Source organism: Stutzerimonas marianensis, assembly GCF_022810315.1.
In the GTDB taxonomy this organism is placed as follows: domain Bacteria; phylum Pseudomonadota; class Gammaproteobacteria; order Pseudomonadales; family Pseudomonadaceae; genus Stutzerimonas; species Stutzerimonas marianensis.
The window spans coordinates 239,688-261,138 of record NZ_JALGRD010000005.1; the positions used below are offsets into that span (position 1 = coordinate 239,688).

Annotated in this window: 17 protein-coding genes; 11 read left to right on the plus strand and 6 right to left on the minus strand. The window is 62.4% G+C overall.

Annotated elements, in window-relative coordinates; genetic code table 11:
• Window positions 1-21: 21 nt before the first annotated feature.
• The 3 genes from MST27_RS10870 to MST27_RS10880 all read right to left on the minus strand — a co-directional run bounded on the left by MST27_RS10870 (window position 22) and on the right by MST27_RS10880 (window position 5,936).
• Complete coding sequence (locus tag MST27_RS10870; protein WP_243605956.1) at window positions 22-2,859, minus strand: FAD-binding and (Fe-S)-binding domain-containing protein; 2,838 nt, start codon at window positions 2,857-2,859, stop codon at window positions 22-24.
• A 59-nt stretch (window positions 2,860-2,918) separates the two neighbouring features.
• On the minus strand, window positions 2,919-4,094 hold the full coding sequence (lldD, locus tag MST27_RS10875) for an FMN-dependent L-lactate dehydrogenase LldD (protein WP_243605957.1): 1,176 nt from the start codon (window positions 4,092-4,094) through the stop codon (window positions 2,919-2,921).
• 147 nt (window positions 4,095-4,241) lie between these two features.
• Window positions 4,242-5,936, minus strand: coding sequence for an L-lactate permease (locus MST27_RS10880; RefSeq protein ID WP_243605958.1), 1,695 nt, complete (start codon window positions 5,934-5,936; stop codon window positions 4,242-4,244).
• Window positions 5,937-6,219: 283 nt separating this feature from the next.
• On the opposite strand from MST27_RS10880, the gene MST27_RS10885 reads away from it, so the two are divergent.
• Window positions 6,220-7,008 carry a GntR family transcriptional regulator gene (locus MST27_RS10885; protein WP_243605959.1) on the plus strand — a complete coding sequence of 263 codons (789 nt, stop codon included), beginning with the start codon at window positions 6,220-6,222 and terminating at the stop codon, window positions 7,006-7,008.
• 39 nt (window positions 7,009-7,047) lie between these two features.
• Here the strand turns inward: MST27_RS10885 and smpB are convergent, their stop codons facing one another.
• Window positions 7,048-7,530: an SsrA-binding protein SmpB gene (smpB, locus tag MST27_RS10890; RefSeq protein WP_243605960.1), complete on the minus strand. Its 483-nt coding sequence runs from the start codon at window positions 7,528-7,530 to the stop codon at window positions 7,048-7,050.
• A gap of 210 nt (window positions 7,531-7,740) precedes the next feature.
• Here smpB and MST27_RS10895 point away from each other — a divergent pair, with 210 nt between their 5' ends.
• Window positions 7,741-8,175: a type II toxin-antitoxin system RatA family toxin gene (locus MST27_RS10895; protein ID WP_243605961.1), complete on the plus strand. Its 435-nt coding sequence runs from the start codon at window positions 7,741-7,743 to the stop codon at window positions 8,173-8,175.
• A complete protein-coding gene (locus tag MST27_RS10900) occupies window positions 8,168-8,488 on the plus strand; it encodes an RnfH family protein (protein WP_243605962.1) in 321 nt (106 codons plus the stop codon). The genes MST27_RS10895 and MST27_RS10900 overlap by 8 nt, the downstream gene beginning before the upstream one ends.
• Before the next feature lie 34 nt (window positions 8,489-8,522).
• Here the strand turns inward: MST27_RS10900 and MST27_RS10905 are convergent, their stop codons facing one another.
• A complete protein-coding gene (locus MST27_RS10905) occupies window positions 8,523-9,041 on the minus strand; it encodes an outer membrane protein assembly factor BamE (protein ID WP_243605963.1) in 519 nt (172 codons plus the stop codon).
• 94 nt (window positions 9,042-9,135) lie between these two features.
• Between MST27_RS10905 and fur the strand changes: the two genes are divergently transcribed.
• Window positions 9,136-9,543, plus strand: a complete 408-nt coding sequence (fur, locus tag MST27_RS10910) for a ferric iron uptake transcriptional regulator (RefSeq protein WP_243605964.1) — start codon at window positions 9,136-9,138, stop codon at window positions 9,541-9,543.
• Between the two features lie 173 nt (window positions 9,544-9,716).
• Here fur and recN read toward each other — a convergent pair whose 3' ends face one another.
• Complete coding sequence (gene recN, locus MST27_RS10915) at window positions 9,717-11,390, minus strand: DNA repair protein RecN (RefSeq protein ID WP_243605965.1); 1,674 nt, start codon at window positions 11,388-11,390, stop codon at window positions 9,717-9,719.
• Window positions 11,391-11,628: 238 nt separating this feature from the next.
• Between recN and grpE the strand changes: the two genes are divergently transcribed.
• The 7 genes from grpE to greA all read left to right on the plus strand — a co-directional run bounded on the left by grpE (window position 11,629) and on the right by greA (window position 21,446).
• Window positions 11,629-12,198 carry a nucleotide exchange factor GrpE gene (grpE, locus tag MST27_RS10920; RefSeq protein WP_243605966.1) on the plus strand — a complete coding sequence of 190 codons (570 nt, stop codon included), beginning with the start codon at window positions 11,629-11,631 and terminating at the stop codon, window positions 12,196-12,198.
• Between the two features lie 97 nt (window positions 12,199-12,295).
• Window positions 12,296-14,209: a molecular chaperone DnaK gene (dnaK, locus tag MST27_RS10925; protein ID WP_243605967.1), complete on the plus strand. Its 1,914-nt coding sequence runs from the start codon at window positions 12,296-12,298 to the stop codon at window positions 14,207-14,209.
• 165 nt (window positions 14,210-14,374) lie between these two features.
• Window positions 14,375-15,502: a molecular chaperone DnaJ gene (dnaJ, locus tag MST27_RS10930; protein ID WP_243605968.1), complete on the plus strand. Its 1,128-nt coding sequence runs from the start codon at window positions 14,375-14,377 to the stop codon at window positions 15,500-15,502.
• A gap of 81 nt (window positions 15,503-15,583) precedes the next feature.
• Window positions 15,584-16,390, plus strand: coding sequence for a 4-hydroxy-tetrahydrodipicolinate reductase (gene dapB / locus MST27_RS10935; protein ID WP_243605969.1), 807 nt, complete (start codon window positions 15,584-15,586; stop codon window positions 16,388-16,390).
• A gap of 179 nt (window positions 16,391-16,569) precedes the next feature.
• Entirely contained in the window at window positions 16,570-17,718 is a 1,149-nt protein-coding gene (gene carA, locus MST27_RS10940) for a glutamine-hydrolyzing carbamoyl-phosphate synthase small subunit (RefSeq protein ID WP_243605970.1), read from the plus strand.
• A gap of 30 nt (window positions 17,719-17,748) precedes the next feature.
• The gene (gene carB, locus MST27_RS10945; RefSeq protein WP_243605971.1) at window positions 17,749-20,970 is read left to right on the plus strand and encodes a carbamoyl-phosphate synthase large subunit; all 3,222 of its coding nucleotides are present in this window, start codon (window positions 17,749-17,751) and stop codon (window positions 20,968-20,970) included.
• Entirely contained in the window at window positions 20,967-21,446 is a 480-nt protein-coding gene (gene greA, locus MST27_RS10950; protein ID WP_243605972.1) for a transcription elongation factor GreA, read from the plus strand. Before carB ends, greA begins: the two co-directional genes overlap by 4 nt.
• The last annotated feature ends 5 nt before the right edge of the window (window positions 21,447-21,451 follow it).

The following is a 21,451-nucleotide window of genomic DNA, read 5'->3' on the forward strand; positions in this document are numbered from 1 at the left end:
CACCTGGCTGCCGGCTGCTCGCTAGCTGACCGCCGCAGCCGCTCTGGCGCGGCTGTTTCGGTTCACCAGGTAAACGAGCCCGTGATAATCGATACCGCCATGCTGCGACAGGCCGATCTCGCAGGTGCGGCTGGTGGAGATGCCTTCCTCGCAGACCTGCACCGCCTCCTTGAGGCTGCGCAAGGCGTGTGCGTTGAGCTCGGGCGTGGTAAAGCCCTTGTCGCCGGCGAACCCGCAGCAATGGATGTCTTCGGGCACCACGACCTGCTTGGCGCAGCGACGGGCTATGTCGATCAGCGCCTGGGCTTCGCCGAGGTGTTGGGTGCTGCAGGTCACGTGGACGGCGATTGGGCTGTCCTGGGGTTCGAAGTCCAGCTTGTCGAGCAGGTGTGTGCGGATGAAACGCACGGGGTCGTACACCTGCAGGCGGGGTTCGCTCAGCTCTTGCACCAGCCTTAGGGTGCAAGGGCTGGTGTCGCAATAGATGGGGTCGAGCCCGCCACGACTGGCCTTGAGCAGTGCATCAAGCGTTTTCTGCCGTTTGCGTTCGGCCTGTTCCGCGTAACCTTTGGAGGCGAAGGGCTGCCCGCAGCAGAGGTTGTTGAGGTCGTCGGGAAAGACGACCTGGTAACCGGCCTTTTCCAGCAGCGCGCGGGTGGTGTCCAGCAGTGGCTCCTGCTCCTGGTCGCGCGCCGCTGGGCCCATGGCGCGCGAGACGCAGGCGGCGAGATAAACGACGCGGGGACGCTCGTCCTGATCCGCCGGTATGGGCACATGCAGTCGTTGCAGGGGCTGCGGCATGGCTGGCGTCCACTGCGGGACGCGGCCCTGGCTGGCTCGGGCGACTGCCGCGGACGTCTTGCCCAACAGGCGCGTGCCCATCATGAGGTGCGCACCGTTGGCAACATGCAACATGAAGCGCATGCCTTGCACGGCCGTGCTGAAATGGTCGGCCAGCCAGTTTGCCGCGCGGATATGGTCGGCTTGCTCTCCGCGAAGCTTGCGCACCAGATCGCCCGTGTTGATGCCGACTGGGCAGCGCTGGGCGCACAGGCCGGTCGCGGCGCAGGTCTCGATGCCGTGATAGGCGTACAGGCGCTCCAGCTCGGTGGTATCGATCCCGGCACGCTTGCGCGCCTGGATGTCGCGCCAGACCACGATGCGTTGCCGCGGCGTCAGGGTGAGGCCGTTGGACGGGCAGACCGGTTCGCAGAAACCGCATTCGATGCACTTGTCGACGATCTCGTCGGCGGCTGGCATCGGTTTGAGGTGTTTCAGATGAATCTGCGGGTCTTCGCTCAACACCACGTCCGGGTTGAGGATGCCCTGTGGGTCCAGCAGCCGCTTGATCCGCCACATCAGCTCGTAGGCCTCCGGCCCCCACTCCAGTTCGACGAAGGGCGCCATGTTGCGTCCGGTGCCGTGTTCGGCCTTGAGGGCGCCGCCGAACTCGACGGCGACCAGCTGGGTCACGTCCTGCATGAAGGCTTCATAGCGCGCGACTTGCTGCGGGTCGTCGAACCCTTGGGTGAAGACGAAATGCAGGTTGCCCTCCAGCGCATGGCCAAAGAGGATCGCCTCGTGGTAGGCGTGTTTATCGAACAGCTGGATGAGGCGATTGACGCCCTCGGCCAGCCGCTCGAGGGGGAAGGTGACATCTTCGATGATCACGGTGGTGCCGCTCTGACGCACCGCCCCTACCGCGGGAAACGTGTCCTTGCGGATCTTCCAGAGCTGGTTGTAGACGGTCGGGTCCTCGCTGAAATCGACCTGCTTCTCCACCGGAAAATGCGCAATCGACGTCATGATCTGGTTGATCTGCTCATGCAGCAGCGTCTGGCTCGCCGCGCGCGACTCGACCAGGAGTGCACAGGCGTTGGCCGATAGCGTCTTGACCCATTCGGGCATGCCAGCCTTGTTCTCCACCGAGCGCAGGCTGCGGCGATCAAGCAGTTCGACGGCCGATACCGGTTGCTGTTTGAGGATCGGTACGGCGAGGCAGCAGGTCTCTACATCGGGGAAAACGACCAGTGCGCTGGCCTTGTGCGGGTGGTCCGGCACGGTGTGGTAGGTCACCGCGCTGATGAAACCGAGCGTACCTTCGGAGCCGACCATCAGGTGATTGAGGATGTCGAGCGGGTCGTCGAAGTCGATCAGGGCGTTGAGCGAAAAGCCCGTGGTGTTCTTCAGTCGGTACTTGTGGCGAATCTTTTCCGCAAGCGCGGTGTTGGCGCGGGTGGCGCGGCCGAGGTCGGCGAGCTGGTCGAGCAGTTCGCTGTGGCTCTGGCGGAACGCCGCGACGCTCGCCGCATCTTCGCTGTCGACCAGAGTGCCGTCGGCCAGCACCAGGCGCAGGCCAGCGAGCGTCTGGTAGCTGTTCTGCGCCGTGCCGCAGCACATGCCGCTGGAGTTGTTGGCGAGGATGCCGCCGATCTTGGCGGCGTTGATCGAGGCTGGGTCCGGACCGATCTTGCGCTGCAGCGGGGCAAGGATGGCGTTGGCGTTGGCGCCGATGACGCCGGGCTGCAGGCGGATCTGCTCGCCGCCGTTGCGCAGTTCACGGCCGTTCCAGTTATCGCCCAGCACGATCAGCACCGAATCGGAAATCGCCTGCCCCGAGAGGCTCGTGCCCGCAGCGCGGAATGTCACGGGAATGCGAGCGCCTTGGGCCAGCTTCAGCAGGTCGATCACCTCGGCCTCCGACTCGACCCGCACCACCAGCTTGGGGATCAGCCGATAGAAGCTGGCATCGGTACCGAAGGCCAAGGTCGAGAGCGGGTCATCGAATAGCCGCTCCGACGGAATGAGGCGTTCGACGGCGGCGAGAAATTCGCCCGGTAGGGTGGCAGACGCGTTCATGCGGGCTCCGGTAGCAGGCAGGCCGCGTCGATGATCGCGCGGCGTCTCGGTGTAAGCGGTCAGGCCGGGTCGACGTGGCGGCTGGTCTGGTAGTGGTCCACCTCGCGCACCAGCGAATCGGTCGTTATTTCGCTGATGGACTTGGCGCCAGTGAGCACCATCGCTACACGCATTTCCTTCTCGATCAGGTTGAGCAGGTTGGTCACGCCCGCCTCACCATCGGCAGCCAGGGCATAGGCGAAGGCGCGGCCGAGCAGAACGGTGTCGGCGCCCAGGGCGATCATGCGGACCACGTCGAGGCCGTTGCGGATGCCGGAATCGGCGAGAATTTTCAGGTCGCCCTTGACCGCATCGGCGATGGCCGGCATGGCGCGCGCGCTGGACAGTACGCCGTCGAGCTGACGCCCGCCGTGGTTGGACACGATGATGCCATCGGCCCCGAAGGTCACCGCGTCACGTGCGTCCTCGGCATCGAGGATGCCCTTGATCACCATGGGGCCGTCCCAGAACTCGCGGATCCATTCCAGATCCTTCCAGGAGATCGAGGGGTCGAAGTTCGCTGCCAGCCAGCCGATGTAGTCTTCGAGTCCCGTCGGGTGACCGCGGTAGGTGGAAATGTTGCCGAGGTCGTGGGGCTTGCCGTGTAGACCGACGTCCCACGCCCAGAAGGGGTGCGTCATGGCTTGTAGCATGCGCCGCACATTGGCGTTCGGGCCGCTCATGCCTGAATGCGCATCGCGGTACCGGGCGCCGGGGGTGGGCATGTCCACAGTGAAGACGAGGGTGGTCACGCCGGCTGCCTTGGCGCGCTCGAGCGCGTTCTTCATGAAACCGCGGTCCTTGAGCACGTAGAGCTGGAACCACATGGGGCGCTTGATCGCCGGGGCGACTTCCTCGATGGGGCAGACTGACACCGTGGACAGCGTGAAGGGGATGCCCTTCTTGTCCGCGGCGCGAGCCGCCTGCACTTCACCGCGGCGGGCAAGCATGCCGGTCAGACCGACAGGTGCCAGGGCGACCGGCATCGACAGGGTCTCGCCGAACAGTTGGGTTTCCAGACTCAGTTCCGACATGTTGCGCAACACGCGCTGACGCAGGGCAATGCTGGCCAGGTCATCGACGTTGCGGCGCAGGGTGTATTCCGCGTAAGCACCGCCGTCGACGTAGTGAAACAGGAAAGGCGGAAGTTTGCGTTTCGCGGCGGCGCGGTAATCCGTAGAGGCAGAGATGATCATCGTGTGTTCTCACCGAGTGAACAAAGCCGGTCGGGACCCGATCTTCCCGGGTCATGCTCGAACCGAAGAGGCCCTGGACGCACACGGCGGCCGGGGCCAGTGTCGAACGCCACGGCCCGAGATGTTCGGCGCCGTGGATACAATTTGTCAGACGCCGACCAGCGGGTCCGTCACGCCCAGCACGTAGATCGCCAGCAGGCCGATCAGGCCGGTGGCCAGCACGTAGTACAGGGTAGGCCAAACGGTCTTGCGCAGGGTGATGCCTTCACGACCAAGCAGGCCAACGGTGGCGGAGGCAGCGACCACGTTATGGATCGCGACCATGTTGCCCGCCGCGGCGCCAACCGCCTGGATTGCAACGATCATGGCGCCGGAGATGCCTAGCGACTGGGCCACGCCAAACTGGAACTGGCTGAACATCATGTTGCTTACGGTGTTCGAGCCAGCCAGGAAGGCGCCAAGCGCGCCCACCGACGGCGCCAGCAACGGATAGATGCCGCCGACGCTGTCGGCCACATAGCGGGCCATGGCGATCGGCATGCTCGGCAGATCACCGGCATTCACACCGGAATTGATCAGGATGCGCACCATCGGCACGGTGAACAGCAGTACGAAGCCGGCGCTTAGCAGTACGCTACTCGACTCCTTGACTGCAGCCTTGAGTTCCGAGGCGCGCATGCCATGCATGAAGAAGGTGATCAGCACGACCGCAACCAGGATGCCGCCGGGCAGGTAGAGCGGCTCGATGCTGGCGCTGACGCCGGTCTCGCCGAGAATGTTCGCAAAGGCCAGGGACACGGATTTCAGCGCGGCGGACACCTGCGGGAAGACGCGGCTGATCACCAGAATCGCGCCAACCAGCACATAGGGCAGCCATGCGCGCAGGGCACTCATCGGGCACGCAGCGAGGTCGTCGAGTTTCATCTCGATGGTGCCGACCCATTCGGCCGGCCAATCCTTCGCCTCTGCGAAATCCCAGCGGGTTTTCGGCACCAGGAAATCGAAGCGAGCCGCGGTCGTGACGATGGCCAGGCCTACCAGGCCACCGAGCAGGGACGGAAATTCGGGCCCAAGGAAAATGCCGGTGGCGACATAGGGCAAGGTAAAGGCAAGACCTGCAAACAGCGCGAAGGGCAGTACCTCGAAGCCGGCTTTCCAGCTGCGCTCCTTGCCGAAGAAGCGCGTCAGCATCAGCACCATGACGAGTGGCATAACGGTGCCGACGATGGCATGGGTGATCGCGACGCTGCTGGTGATCTGCTGCAGGAAGATCGGCCAACTGGAGCCTTGGGCGGCCAGCTGCGCGCCGAGGGTCGCGGTGTCCAGACCGCTGTTCACGCCGACCACGATGGGTGTGCCGACGGCACCGAAGGACACCGGCGTGCTCTGTACCAACATGCCCATCAATACGGCGGCCATCGCCGGGAAGCCCACGGCGACCAGCAATGGTGCGGCGATCGCTGCGGGCGTGCCGAAGCCGGATGCCCCTTCGATGAAACAGCCGAACAGCCAGGCAATGATGATCGCCTGGATACGGCGGTCCGGGCTGATCGTGGTGAACCCGGCGCGAATGGCCGTGATTCCGCCTGAGTGCTTCAGGGTGTTCAGCAGCAGGATGGCGCCGAAGATGATCCACAGCAGGCCGAGGGTGATGACCAGGCCCTGCAGGGTGGACGCGATGATGCGCGTCAGGCTCATGTTCCAGATGAACAGCCCGATGGCCGCCGTGAACAGGAACACCACGGGCATGGCGCGGCTGGCTGGCCAGCGCAGGCCGATCAGCAGGACTGCGGCAAGCAGAATTGGAGTGAACGCGAACAGCGCAAGCAGACCGTTGGACATCTCAGGCCCCCCGAATCGAGTTGGGCTGTTGAGGAGCCGGTCGGGCCGGCACCAGGCGGATGAATCGAGACCGCATTGACTAGTCCTCTTCTTGTTGGATGTCCGTCGTGTAAATTGGTAATACCAATTTTCAGCGAGGTTTGGCCAGCGTAAGAGCTTGGCTGCTGCGACGTCAAATCGATGGTCATAGACTTTGGTCGCAGCGGCTCGGGTTGCGAGTCTCCTTCTGCCTGTCTAGTCTTGTCGTTCGCGTAGTGGTCAAACCAATTTGTGTGAGCGTGCGATGGAAGTGGGTGTGGTGCGCCAGCGGAGGCTGGCCGACAACATTGTTGAGCAGCTGGAAGCGATGATCTTGGAAGGCACGCTCAAGGCAGGGGCGCGCCTACCGGCCGAGCGTGTGCTGGCGGAGCAGTTCGGCGTGTCGCGCCCGTCGCTGCGCGAGGCGATTCAGAAACTGGCCGCCAGGGGGCTGATTGTCAGTCGGCACGGCGGGGGTAATTTCGTCGCCGAGTCGTTGGGCTCAACGTTCAGCGACCCGCTGCTGCATCTGTTGGAAAACAGCGCCGATGCACAGCGTGACCTGCTTGAGTTCCGGCATACCCTGGAAGGCAGTTGCGCTTACTACGCGGCAATCCGGGCGACTGACGTCGACCGGCAACGCCTCAGCGAAGCCTTCTCGACGCTGCAGGATTGCTACGCCCGTGGCGGGACCGTCAGCCGTGCCGAGGAGGGCGCAGCCGATGCGGGTTTCCACCTGGCGATCGCTGAAGCCAGTCATAACGCCGTCTTGTTGCACACCATTCGTGGGCTGTTCGATCTGCTGCGTCGCAACGTGGTGACGAACATCGGCGGCATGTATGCCTTGCGCAACGAGACGCGCGACATGCTGATGGCGCAGCATCAGGAGCTCTACGATGCGATCATGGCGCGCCGTGCGACCGAGGCGCGGGATGTGATTCATCGGCACATCGCCTACGTGCAGGAAGTGCTTGCCGAAGGGCAGCAGGAGGCGCAGCGGCTGGCGCGTGCGCAGCGTCGCCAGCGGCAGCTCGAAAAACCAGCGGAGGGGTAGGTCGGCAGTCTCGGCGAGGCGATACCTCGCCGGAAGGAATCAGTCTTCCTTGCCCTTGGTGCGCATGGCGCGTTGAATTTCCCGATCGGAGTCGCGCTCTTTTTCGGTGTGGCGCTTGTCGAATTCCTTCTTGCCCTTCGCCAGGGCGATGTCGCACTTGATCAGGTGCTTCTTCCAATAGATCGACAGGGCAACGCAGGCATAGCCCTTCTGCTGGACGCCACCGAACAGCTTGCCCAGCTCGCGCTTGTTCAACAACAGCTTGCGGGTGCGGGTGGGGTCGGCGACGACGTGGGTGCTCGCCGAGGTGAGCGGCGTGATGTGGCAGCCCATCAGCCAGGCTTCGCCGTCCTTGAGCAGAATGTAGCTGTCGACCAGCTGTGCCTTGCCGGCGCGCAGGCTCTTTACCTCCCAGCCGGACAGGACGAGGCCGGCCTCGAATTTCTGTTCGATGAAGTAGTCGTGCAGCGCCTTCTTGTTAAGCGCGATGGTCCCGGGGGACTGTTTCTTCTGTTTGGCCATAGGCTGCGCATTATAGGGAGTCGCGCGGCGGCTGGCGATAACCTGCACCCTGCGACGGCAAGAAACTTGAGAGGGGCGGGCTTATCCCAGACAATGACCGGCCAACCAGTACCTGGCGAGTTGTACACCTGCTCTGGTCCATTCCGTGCCGCAGGTTTGCTTGCGGCTACGACGGCTTGATGTCCGCCGCTGAAGAAGTAGAAGGTCTTGATGACGACACATATCCAACGCTCGGCGCTGTTGCCGTATCCGGCACAGGCATTGTTCGACATGGTCAATGACGTGGCCAGCTATCCCCAGTTCCTGCCCTGGTGTTCGGCGACCGAGGTCATTTCCAGTAGCGAGACCGAAATGCATGCCAGCATGACGGTGGCTAAGGCCGGTATCAGTCAGCGCTTCCTTACACGCAACGAACTGCAAGCCGGCAAACGTATCGAGATGCGTCTTGAGGAAGGACCTTTCAGCCATCTTCATGGGATCTGGGAATTCAAGGCGCTGGGGGAGAAGGCCTGCAAGATCAGTCTGGACCTGACATTCGACTATGCCGGGCCGCTGGTCAAGGCGACGCTCGGCCCGCTGTTCACCCAGGCGGCCAATACCCTGGTCGATGCTTTTTGCGATCGTGCGAAGCAGCTGTATGGATAATGCGGTGATAGCCATTGAAGTCGCCTATGCCCTGGCCGACAAGCAGAAACTGCTGCAGCTGACGGTGCCTGCGGGTACGACCGTGCGGCAGGCGGCACTGCAGTCCGGCATCGATGCGTTCTTTCCCGGGCTGGACATCGCGCATGCGCCCCTGGGGATTTTCGGCAAGGCCGTTCCCAAGCCTGATGAGCGTTTGGTGCAGGAGGGCGAGCGGGTGGAGATCTATCGACCCTTGATCGCCGATCCCAAGGAGGTCCGCAAGCAACGCGCTGCGAAGGCAGCCAGGAACAGGGCGGCAGATACCTCCGAATGAAAAAGCCCGGCGTGCCGGGCTTTTTCATGTTGGATCAGTCGGTCTCGATGCGTTCCGGGGTCGGGACCGGGACTGGTTCGGCAGCATCGACGTCGCGCTGGATCTCGTCGAGCAGTGAGCCTGGCTCGGCGGGTTGCTCGGATGAGGGGGCCGGTTGCCGAGGCGCGGATACTTCACCTGCAGGTGGCTGCGTACCGAGAATGGCTTCGTCGCGGCTGACGCCGGGCTTGAAGTCGCCTGCCAGGCCGGCAAGCTGGTCATTGCTGTTGAACACCAGGCTGATGCGCTCTTGCTGGCGTTGGCTTCCGCCCGGCTTGATGCTGTAGAGATAATCCCAGCGATTGGCATGGAACGTGTCGGTGATCAGCGGGTTGCCCATGATAAACCGTACTTGCGAGCGGGTCATTCCCGGGCGCAACTGGTCTATCATGTCTTGCGTCACGACATTGCCCTGTTGAATGTCGACCTTGTAAACCCCGGGGAATGAACAACCGGCGAGTGCGAACAGGCCCACCAGGGTGAGACTGGACAGCAAGAGCTTGGTGTTTTGCATCGGTAGGTGACTTCCACTATCTTGGCTGGGCAAAGACCCGGATCATACCCGCATTGAAGGAGGCTGCGAAACAGCAGCAGCGAGAAAGCCAACCATGGTTGAAAATAGCGAACTACGCAAAGCTGGGCTCAAGGTAACCCTGCCACGGGTCAAGATCCTGCAGATGCTGGATACCGCCGATCGGCGCCATATGAGTGCCGAAGACGTTTACAAGGCGCTCATGGAGGCTGGCGAAGACGTTGGCTTGGCGACCGTCTACCGGGTGCTGACCCAGTTCGAAGCGGCCGGGCTGGTGGTTCGGCATAACTTCGATGGTGGTCACGCCGTGTTCGAGCTGGCCGACAGCGGTCACCACGACCATATGGTGTGCGTCGATACGGGTGACGTCATCGAGTTCTTCGACTCGGAAATCGAGAAGCTGCAGAAGGATATCGTCAAACGGCACGGCTACGAGCTGGTCGACCACAATCTGGTCCTCTACGTCCGTAAGAAGGAAGGCTGATCGGCTGACCGGTCAAAGTGCGTGCTTTCCGAGTGCCGCCTGTACCTGTATATGAAGAAACCCCGCCACGTGCGGGGTTTCTTTTTTCCAATGTCGCAGTGCCGCTGACGCCTAGCTTTTAGGCGTCTCTACGGTGATCGTCCCTGTGTCGATAGGGGCGGCGGCCTTTGATTTCACGCCTGGGCGGAGGCGATCATCTGCCGTGCATGCGCCATGGCCTGTTCCGTGAGATCGACCCCGCCCAGCATGCGAGCAATCTCTTCCACGCGTTCGCTGCCGTCCAGTGCGGCCACCGCGGTATGGGTTTCATCCTGCCCGCGCGCCTTATGGACGAACAGGTGGTGGTGCCCCTGGGCGGCGACTTGGGGCAGATGGGTCACGGTCAGTACCTGGCCGCGCTCGCCTAGGCGGCGCAGCAATTGCCCGACCACTTCGGCCGTGGGGCCGCCGATACCTACATCTACCTCGTCGAATACCAGGGTCGGGATGCGGGATGTCTGGGCTGTGATGACCTGAATCGCCAGGCTGATGCGAGACAGTTCGCCGCCCGAGGCGACCTTCGCCAGGGGGCGCAGCGGTTGGCCGGGGTTGGCGCTGACCAGGAATTCGACCTGCTCGAGGCCATGCGGGACGGGGTCACCCTCGGCTGTTGGCTTGAGGGTCACGCTGAAGCGACCGCCGGGCATGCCCAAACGCTGAATTTCGCTTTCGACGGCACGCCCCAGTGTTTCGGCAGCCTCCTGACGGACCAGGCTAAGTGCCTCCGCTTTCTCGCGGTAATGTCGGGCATAGGCCGTCAGTTCCTCGGTGAGTTGTTCCAGTGCGTCATCGTCGGCGTTGAGACTTTCCAGCTCTTCCAGCAGGCGTTGCTGTAGCGCCGGTAGGTCGGCGGGTTGTACCCGATGCTTGCGCGCCAGGGTGTAGATGCTGTCGAGGCGCTCTTCGAGCCACTGCTGTCGCTGCGGGTCAGAATCGAAATGGTCGAGGAAGCGGTTCAGTTCGCCAACCGCCTCCTCGACCTGTATCTGAGCGCTGGACAACAGGTTGACCGCTTCCCCCAGTGCGCCGGGCTGGTTCTGGAACGCCGTCAGGCGGTTGAGGCTGGCGGTCAGCGCCGAAAGTACATTCCCCGCGTCGCTTTCACTGCACAGGTCCAGCACCTGCCGGCAGGCGCCAAGCAGATGCTCGGCGTTGGCCAGGTTCTTGTGCTCTTGCTCGAGCTGCTCGAGTTCATCTTCGCCTAGTGCGAGGGTTTCCAGTTCCTCGAGCTGATAGCTGAGCAGCTGGTGCCGCGCACGCTGTTCATCGCTGCTGTCGCTCAGGCGCTCCAGAGTCTGTCGTGTCTGCCGCCAGCGTTGTGCGGCAAGCTGCACCTGGCGAGCCAGCTCCTGGCTGCCGCTGTACTCGTCGAGCAGGCGCCGATGGGTGTCGAGCTTGAGCAGGGACTGATGCTCATGCTGGCTGTGGATATCGATGAGCAGCTCGCCCAGCGCCTTGAGGTCACCTTGCGGGCACGGGGTACCGTTGATGTACCCGCGCGAGCGCCCTTCAGCTGTGATGACGCGTCGCAGGATGCAGGGGCCGTCGTTGTCGAGGTCGCGCTCGGCCAGCCAGGCGCGGGCGTCGGGGATGTCATCCAGGTCGAAGCTGGCAAGAATATCGGCCTTGTCGGCACCGATGCGTACGATGCTGCTGTCGGCACGGTCACCCAGCGTGAGGCCCAGCGCGTCCAGCATGATCGACTTGCCGGCGCCGGTCTCGCCGCTGATCACGCTCATTCCGCGTTTCAGCTCGAGGTCCAGGTGTTCGACGATGGCGTAATTGTGGACGGACAGATGAACCAGCATGACGGGCTCCCGTGGTGTCGTGTCTGGCTATTTATACAGTGGTTTTCGTGGCGGCTACAAGCTGCTAGCTACCGACGGCATGTAAATAAAAGATGCAGGTCGCACCGCCGGTAGAAAGCCGCGACGTTGCGTTGCCCTCCCAATCTCTCAACCCGCCCTTGAAGCCAGCGTCTTAGCCCCCATATAGGCGCACAAGCGCGGGTCGACCGCCCGCTGACGTCTCGATGAGGAGGACCGCATGGCCGACGAGCAGAACCTGGACAACCAGACCCTGGAAGAGAACGAGCAAGAGCAAGCCGAAGTGGCTGATGACCTGGCTGCGCGCGTGCAATCGCTCGAGGAGCAGTTGGCAGCTGCACAGGACCAGTCCCTGCGGGTCGCGGCCGAGCTGCAGAACATCCGCCGCCGTGCCGAGCAGGATATCGAGAAAGCCCACAAGTTCGCGCTGGAAAAATTCGCAGGCGACCTGCTGGCGGTTGCCGACAGCCTCGAGCGCGGCCTCGAGCTCTCGAATCCTGATGACGATGCGGTCAAGCCGATGCGCGAAGGTGTCGAGCTGACCCTGAAACTGCTGATCGATACGCTGGCGCGCCACCACCTGGTGCCGCTGGATCCGCAGGGGGAGCCGTTCAACCCTGAGCACCACCAGGCTATGGCGATGGAGGAAAGCACCCATGCCGAGCCGGGCAGTGTGCTCAAGGTGTTCCAGAAGGGTTACCTGCTCAACGGCCGTCTGCTGCGCCCGGCCATGGTCGTGGTCAGCAAGGCACCGGCGGAAACCCCGCCTTCGATTGACGAGAAGGCTTGAATTTCGGCTGCCGACCCCCATCTGGTAGCCAAGCGTTTTTGTGTTACCCGCAGCCGGTAAACAGGCGCGGACCAATCAAAAGTTCGGAGAGAAGCATATGGGCAAGATCATTGGTATCGACCTGGGAACGACAAACTCCTGTGTCTCCATCCTGGAGAACGGCAAGGCCAAGGTCATCGAGAATGCCGAGGGCGGTCGTACCACGCCTTCGATCATCGCGTATTCCAGCGACGGCGAAACCCTGGTCGGCCAGTCGGCCAAGCGTCAAGCCGTGACCAACCCGCAGAACACGCTTTATGCGGTCAAGCGCCTGATCGGTCGTCGCTTCGAGGAAGATGTCGTCCAGAAAGACATCAAGATGGTGCCCTACAGCATCGTCAAGGCCGATAACGGCGACGCCTGGGTGGAAGTGAAAGGCCAGAAGATGGCACCGCCGCAGATCAGCGCCGAAGTGCTGAAGAAAATGAAGAAGACCGCCGAGGACTACCTGGGCGAGCCGGTCACCGAAGCGGTGATCACCGTTCCGGCCTATTTCAACGACAGCCAGCGTCAGGCTACCAAGGATGCCGGTCGCATTGCCGGTCTTGAGGTCAAGCGCATCATCAACGAGCCGACCGCGGCTGCGCTGGCCTACGGTATGGACAAGGCCAAGGGCGACCACACCGTGATCGTCTACGACCTGGGTGGCGGTACCTTCGACGTCTCGGTCATCGAGATCGCCGAAGTCGACGGCGAGCATCAGTTCGAGGTGCTGGCTACCAACGGCGACACCTTCCTCGGTGGCGAGGACTTCGACATCCGACTGATCGACTACCTCGTCGATGAGTTCAAGAAAGAAACCGGCATGAACCTCAAGGGCGATCCGCTGGCCATGCAGCGCCTGAAGGAAGCCGCCGAGAAGGCGAAGATCGAGCTGTCCTCCAGCCAGCAGACCGATGTCAACCTGCCGTACATCACAGCCGACTCGACAGGTCCGAAGCACCTGAACGTGAAGATTTCTCGTGCCAAGCTCGAAGCGCTGGTCGAGGATCTGGTGCAGCGCACCATCGAGCCTTGCCGTCTCGCGATGAAGGATGCCGGTATCGATGCGGCCAAGATCGATGACGTGATCCTGGTCGGTGGTCAGACCCGCATGCCGCTGGTGCAGCAGAAGGTCGCCGAATTCTTCGGCAAGGAAGCGCGCAAGGACGTCAACCCGGACGAGGCCGTCGCCATGGGTGCCGCGATTCAGGGCGCCGTTCTGGCCGGCGACGTCAAGGACGTGCTGCTGCTCGACGTTTCCCCGCTGACCCTGGGTATCGAAACCATGGGTGGCGTGATGACGCCGCTGATCGAAAAGAACACCACCATCCCGACCAAGAAGTCGCAGGTGTTCTCGACCGCTGATGACAACCAGAGCGCCGTGACCATTCACGTGCTGCAGGGCGAGCGCAAGCAGGCGGCGCAAAACAAGTCGCTTGGTCGTTTCGACCTGGCCGAGATTCCGCCGGCCCCCCGCGGCGTACCGCAGATCGAGGTGACCTTCGATATCGACGCCAACGGCATTCTGCATGTGTCGGCGAAGGACAAGGCGACCGGCAAGCATCAGTCCATCGTGATCAAGGCCAACTCCGGCTTGTCGGAGGAGGAAATCGAACAGATGGTGCGTGACGCCGAGGCCAACGCCGAGGAAGACCGCAAGTTCGAAGAGCTGGTCACCGCGCGCAACCAGGGTGATCAGTTGGTGCATGCGACCCGCAAGATGCTGACCGAAGCCGGCGACAAGGCGTCCGAAGACGACAAGGCCAGCATCGAGAAGGCGATCGGCGAGCTGGAAGTGGCCATCAAGGGCGACGACAAGGCCGAGATCGAAGCCAAGATCGCTGCGGTGTCCCAGGCTTCCACGCCGTTGGCGCAGAAGATGTACGCCGAGCAGGCCCAGGCAGCCGATGGCGAGCAGGCCGGAGCCAGCGGAAAGGCCGGTGACGACGTGGTCGACGCCGAATTCGAAGAGGTCAAGGACAACAAGTAAGCTGCGGCTTATGTCCCCCGCAATTGGGGGTACGGCGGTGGTCCTCGATGGCCCCGCCTTTCGCTCCAGCCTGTCTCGCGTATCGAGGCAGGTCTGATCGCCGCGCGGGGGCTTGCTCCCGCGTCGGCGTGTCTGGAGGGTACGAATTGAAGGTTCAGGATATTTATGGCCAAACGTGATTATTACGAAGTGCTGGGCGTCGAGCGCGGCGCCAGCGAGGCGGAGCTTAAGAAGGCTTATCGTCGCCTCGCGATGAAGCACCATCCGGACCGTAATCCCGGAGACAAAGCCTCCGAAGAAGCGTTCAAGGAAGCCAACGAGGCGTACGAGGTGCTGTCCGACGCGAGCAAACGCCAGGCTTACGACCAATACGGTCATGCCGGTGTCGATCCGCAGATGGGGGCCGGCGCGGGGGCTGCCTATGGTGGTGCGAACTTCTCGGACATCTTCGGCGACGTCTTCAGCGATTTCTTTGCCGGCGGACGTGGCAGCTCGCGTGGCGGCGCCCAGCGTGGCAGCGACCTGCGCTACACCCTGGAGCTGGATCTTGAAGAGGCCGTGCGCGGTACGACGGTAACCATCCGCGTGCCGACGCTGGTCGAATGCAAGACCTGCGACGGATCCGGTGCGAAGAAGGGCACCAGCCCGGTGACCTGTACCACCTGTGGCGGTATCGGTCAGGTGCGCATGCAGCAGGGCTTTTTCTCCGTTCAGCAAACCTGTCCCCGCTGTCATGGCAGCGGCAAGATGATCTCCGATCCCTGTGGCAGCTGCCATGGTCAGGGGCGCGTCGAAGAGCAGAAGACCCTGTCGGTCAAGGTGCCGCCGGGTGTCGATACCGGTGACCGCATTCGCCTGACCGGCGAGGGCGAGGCGGGGGCACAGGGTGGGCCGGCCGGGGATCTGTATGTCGTGGTCAACGTGCGTGAGCACCCGATCTTCCAGCGCGATGGCAAGCATCTGTATTGCGAGGTGCCGATCAGTTTCGCCGATGCCGCATTGGGTGGTGAGCTCGAGGTGCCGACTCTTGACGGTCGCGTCAAGCTGAAGATCCCGGAAGGCACTCAGACCGGCAAGCAGTTCCGCTTGCGTGGAAAGGGGGTTGCACCGGTTCGCGGCGGCGCTGCTGGCGATCTGCTCTGCCGGGTCGCGGTGGAGACGCCAGTCAACCTCAGCAAGCGCCAGCGCGAGATGCTCGAGGAATTTCGTGGCACCTTGCAGGGCGACACCTCCCACTCGCCCAAGGCCAGCGGCTGGTTCGAAGGCGTGAAGCGCTTTTTCGGTGATGTTTGAGCGGAAGCTGGAAGTCTGAAGCCTGACGTGTGTGTGCCAGGCCTGCTTCCAGCTTCGCCTTCCAGCTTGGAGCTTTGATCTATGCGACGTATAGCAGTAATGGGCGCCGCCGGGCGCATGGGCAAGACGCTCGTCGAGGCGGTGCAGCAGACAGGCGGCGTCGCCGGTCTGACGGCCGCGATCGATCGGGCCGACAGCACGCTGGTCGGTGCTGATGCCGGCGAGCTAGCCGCGATCGGGCGGATCGGGGTGCCGTTGATTGGCGACGTGGCCAAGGTAGTGGATGAGTTCGATGTTCTGATCGATTTCACTCACCCCTCGGTGACCTTGAAGAATCTGGATGTCTGCCGCCGCGCGGGCAAGGCGATGGTGATCGGGACGACCGGGTTCACAGACGAGGAAAAGGAACGGCTCGCGGCGGCGGCGCAGGAGATCCCCATCGTCTTCGCAGCGAACTTCAGCGTGGGCGTCAACCTGTGTCTGAAGCTGCTCGATACGGCGGCACGTGTGCTGGGTGACGAGGTCGATATCGAGATCATCGAGGCGCATCACCGGCACAAGGTCGATGCACCGTCAGGTACGGCGCTACGCATGGGCGAGGTAGTGGCCGACGCGTTGGGACGGGATCTGCGAAGCGTCGCGGTGTACGGGCGCGAGGGTCAGACCGGTGCACGCGAGCGGTCGACCATCGGCTTCGCCACCGTGCGTGCGGGCGATATCGTTGGAGATCACACCGTGCTGTTCGCCGCCGAAGGTGAGCGGGTGGAAATCACCCACAAGGCGTCCAGTCGCATGACGTTTGCCAAGGGGGCCGTGCGCGCGGCCTTGTGGCTCGAGCAGCAGCCGGCCGGTCTGTACGACATGCAGGACGTGCTCGGGCTGCGGTGAACGGGTCGTCCGGCGGATTTCGTCTGGACCTGAAACGGCATTTTCTGTAAGCTTCCCGCTTTAGTGTGTCCACTAAAAGTTGCGCAGAATGACTCAAACAAAAAGCGGGATGACCTTCACACGTCATCCCGCTTTTTTACAATCTGCGCCTGCTTCAGCCTTGATCTTCGGGAGGTCTCTTGACTAAGCCAGCCCTTACGCCAGCCATTTTGGCTCTTGCCGATGGCAGCATTTTTCGCGGCGAATCCATCGGCGCCGATGGGCATACCATCGGCGAGGTGGTGTTCAATACCGCCATGACCGGCTATCAGGAAATCCTCACCGACCCTTCCTATGCCAAGCAGATCGTTACCTTGACCTACCCGCACGTCGGGAACACCGGGACCACACCGGAAGATGCCGAGTCCTGGAAAGTCTGGGCGGCTGGGCTGGTCATTCGCGACCTGCCGCTGATCGCCAGCAACTGGCGCGACAAGCAGTCGCTGCCTGATTACCTCAAGGCCAACGGAACCGTCGCCATCGCCGGTATCGATACCCGCCGCTTGACCCGCATCCTGCGCGAGAAGGGCGCACAGGACGGCTGCATCCTGGCCGGCCACGATGCGACCGAGGAAAAGGCACTCGAATTGGCGCGCAGCTTTCCTGGCCTCAAGGGCATGGATCTGGCCAAGGAAGTGAGCGTCAAGGAGCGCTACGAGTGGCGTTCCAGCGTTTGGTGTTTGAAGGACGATGGTCATGCGGACATTCCGGCCAGCGAACTGCCTTATCATGTCGTTGCCTTCGATTACGGCGTCAAATACAACATCCTGAGGATGCTGGTCGCGCGCGGTTGCCGCGTGACGGTATTGCCGGCGCAGACAGCTGCCAGCGAAGCCCTTGCGCTGAATCCGGACGGCATCTTCCTGGCCAACGGCCCCGGCGACCCCGAGCCGTGCGATTACGCGATCAAGGCAATCCAGGAAGTGCTCGAAACCGATATCCCGGTATTCGGCATCTGCCTCGGCCATCAATTGCTGGCGCTGGCGTCCGGTGCCAAGACCGTGAAGATGCCCAACGGCCATCACGGCGCCAATCACCCGGTTCAGGACCTTGATACCGGCGTGGTGATGATCACCAGCCAGAACCATGGTTTCGCGGTGGAAGAGTCCAGCCTGCCAAGCAATGTTCGCGCGACGCACAAGTCGCTGTTCGACGGCACGCTGCAAGGCATCGAACGCACTGACAAGGCCGCTTTCAGCTTCCAGGGCCATCCCGAGGCCAGCCCCGGCCCACACGATGTCGCGCCGTTGTTCGACCGCTTCATCGCTGCCATGGCCAAGCGCCGTTAAGCCCGCCGAGCACAGAATTCGAGAGAGACCATGCCAAAACGTACAGATATCAAAAGCATTCTGATCCTCGGCGCCGGCCCGATCGTCATCGGCCAGGCGTGCGAGTTCGACTATTCCGGTGCCCAGGCGTGCAAGGCGCTGAAGGAAGAAGGTTTCCGCGTCATCCTGGTGAACTCCAACCCGGCCACCATCATGACCGACCCGGCCATGGCCGATGCCACCTACATCGAGCCCATCAAGTGGGCGACCGTGGCCAAAATCATTGAAAAAGAGCGCCCGGACGCCCTGCTGCCGACTATGGGTGGCCAGACCGCGCTCAACTGCGCACTGGACCTGGAAAAGCACGGCGTGCTGCAAAAGTTCGGCGTCGAAATGATCGGAGCCAACGCCGACACGATCGACAAGGCCGAGGATCGCTCGCGCTTCGACAAGGCGATGAAGAACATCGGCCTGGCGTGCCCGGTTTCCGGGATTGCGCACAATATGGATGAAGCCTACACGGTACTGGAAAAGGTCGGATTTCCCTGCATCATTCGCCCGTCCTTCACCATGGGTGGAACGGGCGGCGGTATCGCCTACAACCGTGAAGAGTTCGAGGAAATCTGCACACGCGGTCTCGATCTGTCGCCGACCAGTGAGCTGCTGATCGATGAGTCGCTCATCGGCTGGAAGGAATACGAGATGGAGGTGGTCCGTGACAAGAAGGACAACTGCATCATCGTCTGCTCCATCGAGAACTTCGACCCGATGGGCGTGCACACCGGTGACTCGATCACCGTGGCGCCGGCGCAGACCCTGACCGACAAGGAATACCAGATCATGCGCAACGCCTCCCTGGCGGTTTTGCGTGAGATCGGCGTGGAGACCGGTGGCTCCAACGTTCAGTTCGGCATCTGTCCGAACACCGGTCGTATGGTCGTCATCGAGATGAATCCCCGCGTGTCGCGTTCCTCCGCGCTGGCCTCCAAGGCCACCGGTTTCCCAATTGCCAAGATTGCCGCGAAGCTTGCCGTGGGTTATACCCTCGACGAGTTGCAGAACGACATCACCGGCGGCCGTACGCCCGCTTCGTTCGAACCAGCGATCGACTACGTCGTGACCAAGATTCCGCGCTTCGCCTTCGAAAAATTCCCCAAGGCCGATGCGCGCCTGACGACCCAGATGAAGTCTGTCGGCGAGGTGATGGCGATCGGTCGTACCTTCCAGGAGTCTGTGCAGAAGGCGCTGCGTGGCCTGGAAGTTGGCGTGTCCGGCTTCGACCCAAAACTCGACCTGGCCGACCCGGAAAGCGAAGGTACGCTCAAGCGTGAGCTCACCGTTCCGGGTGCTGATCGCATCTGGTACGTCGCCGATGCCTTCCGTGCCGGCAAGTCCGTCGCCGAAGTCTTCGACCTGACACGCATCGATGAGTGGTTCCTGGTGCAGATTGAAGACCTGATCAAGGAAGAGGAGCGGATCAAGACGCTGGGCCTGTCGAGCATCGACCATGACGTGATGTTCAAGCTCAAGCGCAAGGGCTTCTCCGATGCACGTCTGGCCAAGCTGCTCGGCGTGACGGAGAAGAACCTGCGGGCGCACCGTCACAAGCTCAAGGTGCTGCCGGTCTACAAGCGCGTCGACACCTGCGCCGCCGAGTTCGCCACCGACACCGCCTACATGTACTCGACCTACGAGGAAGAGTGCGAGGCGAATCCCTCGAGCCGCGACAAGATCATGATCCTCGGTGGCGGCCCCAACCGCATCGGGCAGGGTATCGAGTTCGACTATTGCTGCGTTCATGCGGCGTTGGCGATGCGCGACGATGGTTACGAAACCATCATGATCAATTGCAACCCGGAAACCGTATCGACCGACTACGACACCTCGGATCGCCTCTACTTCGAGCCGGTCACCCTGGAGGACGTGCTTGAGATCGTCCGCGTAGAACAGCCCAAGGGCGTGATCGTGCAGTACGGTGGGCAGACGCCGTTGAAGCTGGCGCGTGCGCTGGAAGAGGCCGGTGTACCCATCATCGGCACCAGCCCGGATGCCATCGATCGGGCCGAAGATCGTGAGCGCTTCCAGCAGATGGTCGAGCGCCTGAATCTCCGTCAGCCGCCGAACGCGACCGCGCGCAGCGAGGAAGAGGCGCTGGCCGCCTCCAAGACCATTGGTTATCCGCTGGTGGTGCGCCCGTCCTACGTGTTGGGCGGTCGGGCGATGGAAATCGTCTACCAGGAAGAAGAGCTCAAGCGCTACATGCGCGAAGCGGTGAAGGTTTCCAATGACAGCCCGGTGCTGCTCGATCACTTCCTGAACTGCGCCATCGAAGTGGACGTCGATGCGGTCTGCGACGGTGAGCAGGTGGTAATCGGCGCGATCATGCAGCACATCGAGCAGGCGGGTGTTCACTCGGGCGACTCGGCGTGCTCGCTGCCGCCGTACTCGCTGCCGGCCCATATCCAGGACGAGATCCGTGACCAGGTCAAGAAAATGGCCCTGGAGCTGGGCGTGGTCGGCCTGATGAACGTGCAGATGGCCGTTCAGGGCGAAGATATCTTCGTGATCGAAGTCAACCCGCGTGCGTCGCGTACCGTGCCCTTCGTGTCCAAGTGCATCGGTGTGTCGCTGGCGATGATCGCGGCGCGCGTCATGGCGGGCAAATCCTTGGCCGACGTTGGTCTGACCGAGGAAATCATTCCGAACTTCTATAGCGTCAAGGAAGCGGTGTTCCCCTTCGCCAAGTTCCCGGGTGTCGATCCGATCCTCGGCCCGGAGATGAAGTCCACCGGCGAGGTGATGGGTGTCGGTGATAGTTTCGCCGAGGCCTTCGCCAAGGCCCAGCTTGGCGCAAGCGAAATTCTGCCCAACAGCGGCTGCGCCTTCATCAGTGTGCGGGACGATGACAAGCCGGACGTGGCCGAAGTCGCGCGCGCCCTTGTTGGGCTCGGGTTCGATGTCGTCGCCACCGCGGGGACGGCCAAGATCATCGAAGCGGCCGGTCTGCCGGTGCGTCGCGTGAACAAGGTGACTGAAGGACGACCTCATGTGGTCGACATGATCAAGAACGATGAGGTCACCCTGATCATCAATACCACCGAGGGGCGCCAGTCGATTGCTGACTCCTACTCGATTCGTCGAAATGCCCTGCAGCACAAGATCTGCTGCACCACCACGCTCGCGGGTGGTCAGGCGATCTGTGAGGCGCTCAAGTTCGGTCCCGAGAAGACCGTGCGTCGCTTGCAGGATCTCCATGCAGGAATCAACGCATGACTACGAAATTTCCGATGACCGTACAGGGCGCGCGCGCCCTGGAGGACGAGCTCAAACACCTGAAAACCGAACTCCGCCCGCAGATCACCCAGGCGATCGCCGAGGCGCGCGAGTTGGGGGACCTGAAAGAGAACGCTGAATACCATGCTGCGCGTGAGCAGCAGGGTATGGTCGAGGCGCGCATTCGCGACATCGAAGGCCGGCTGCAGAACGCGCAGGTCATCGACATCGCCAACATACCGCACACTGGAAAGGTGATTTTCGGAACCACGGTCGAAATCGCCAATGTCGAGACCGACGAAAGCGTGACCTACCAGATCGTTGGTGATGACGAGGCGGACATCAAGGCCGGAAAGATCTCCGTCAGCTCGCCTATCGCTCGTGCTCTGGTCGGCAAGGAGGAAGGTGACGTCGTCACGGTGAAAACACCCAGTGGTGTCGTCGAGTACGAGATCGTCGAGGTTCGCCATATCTGACCATC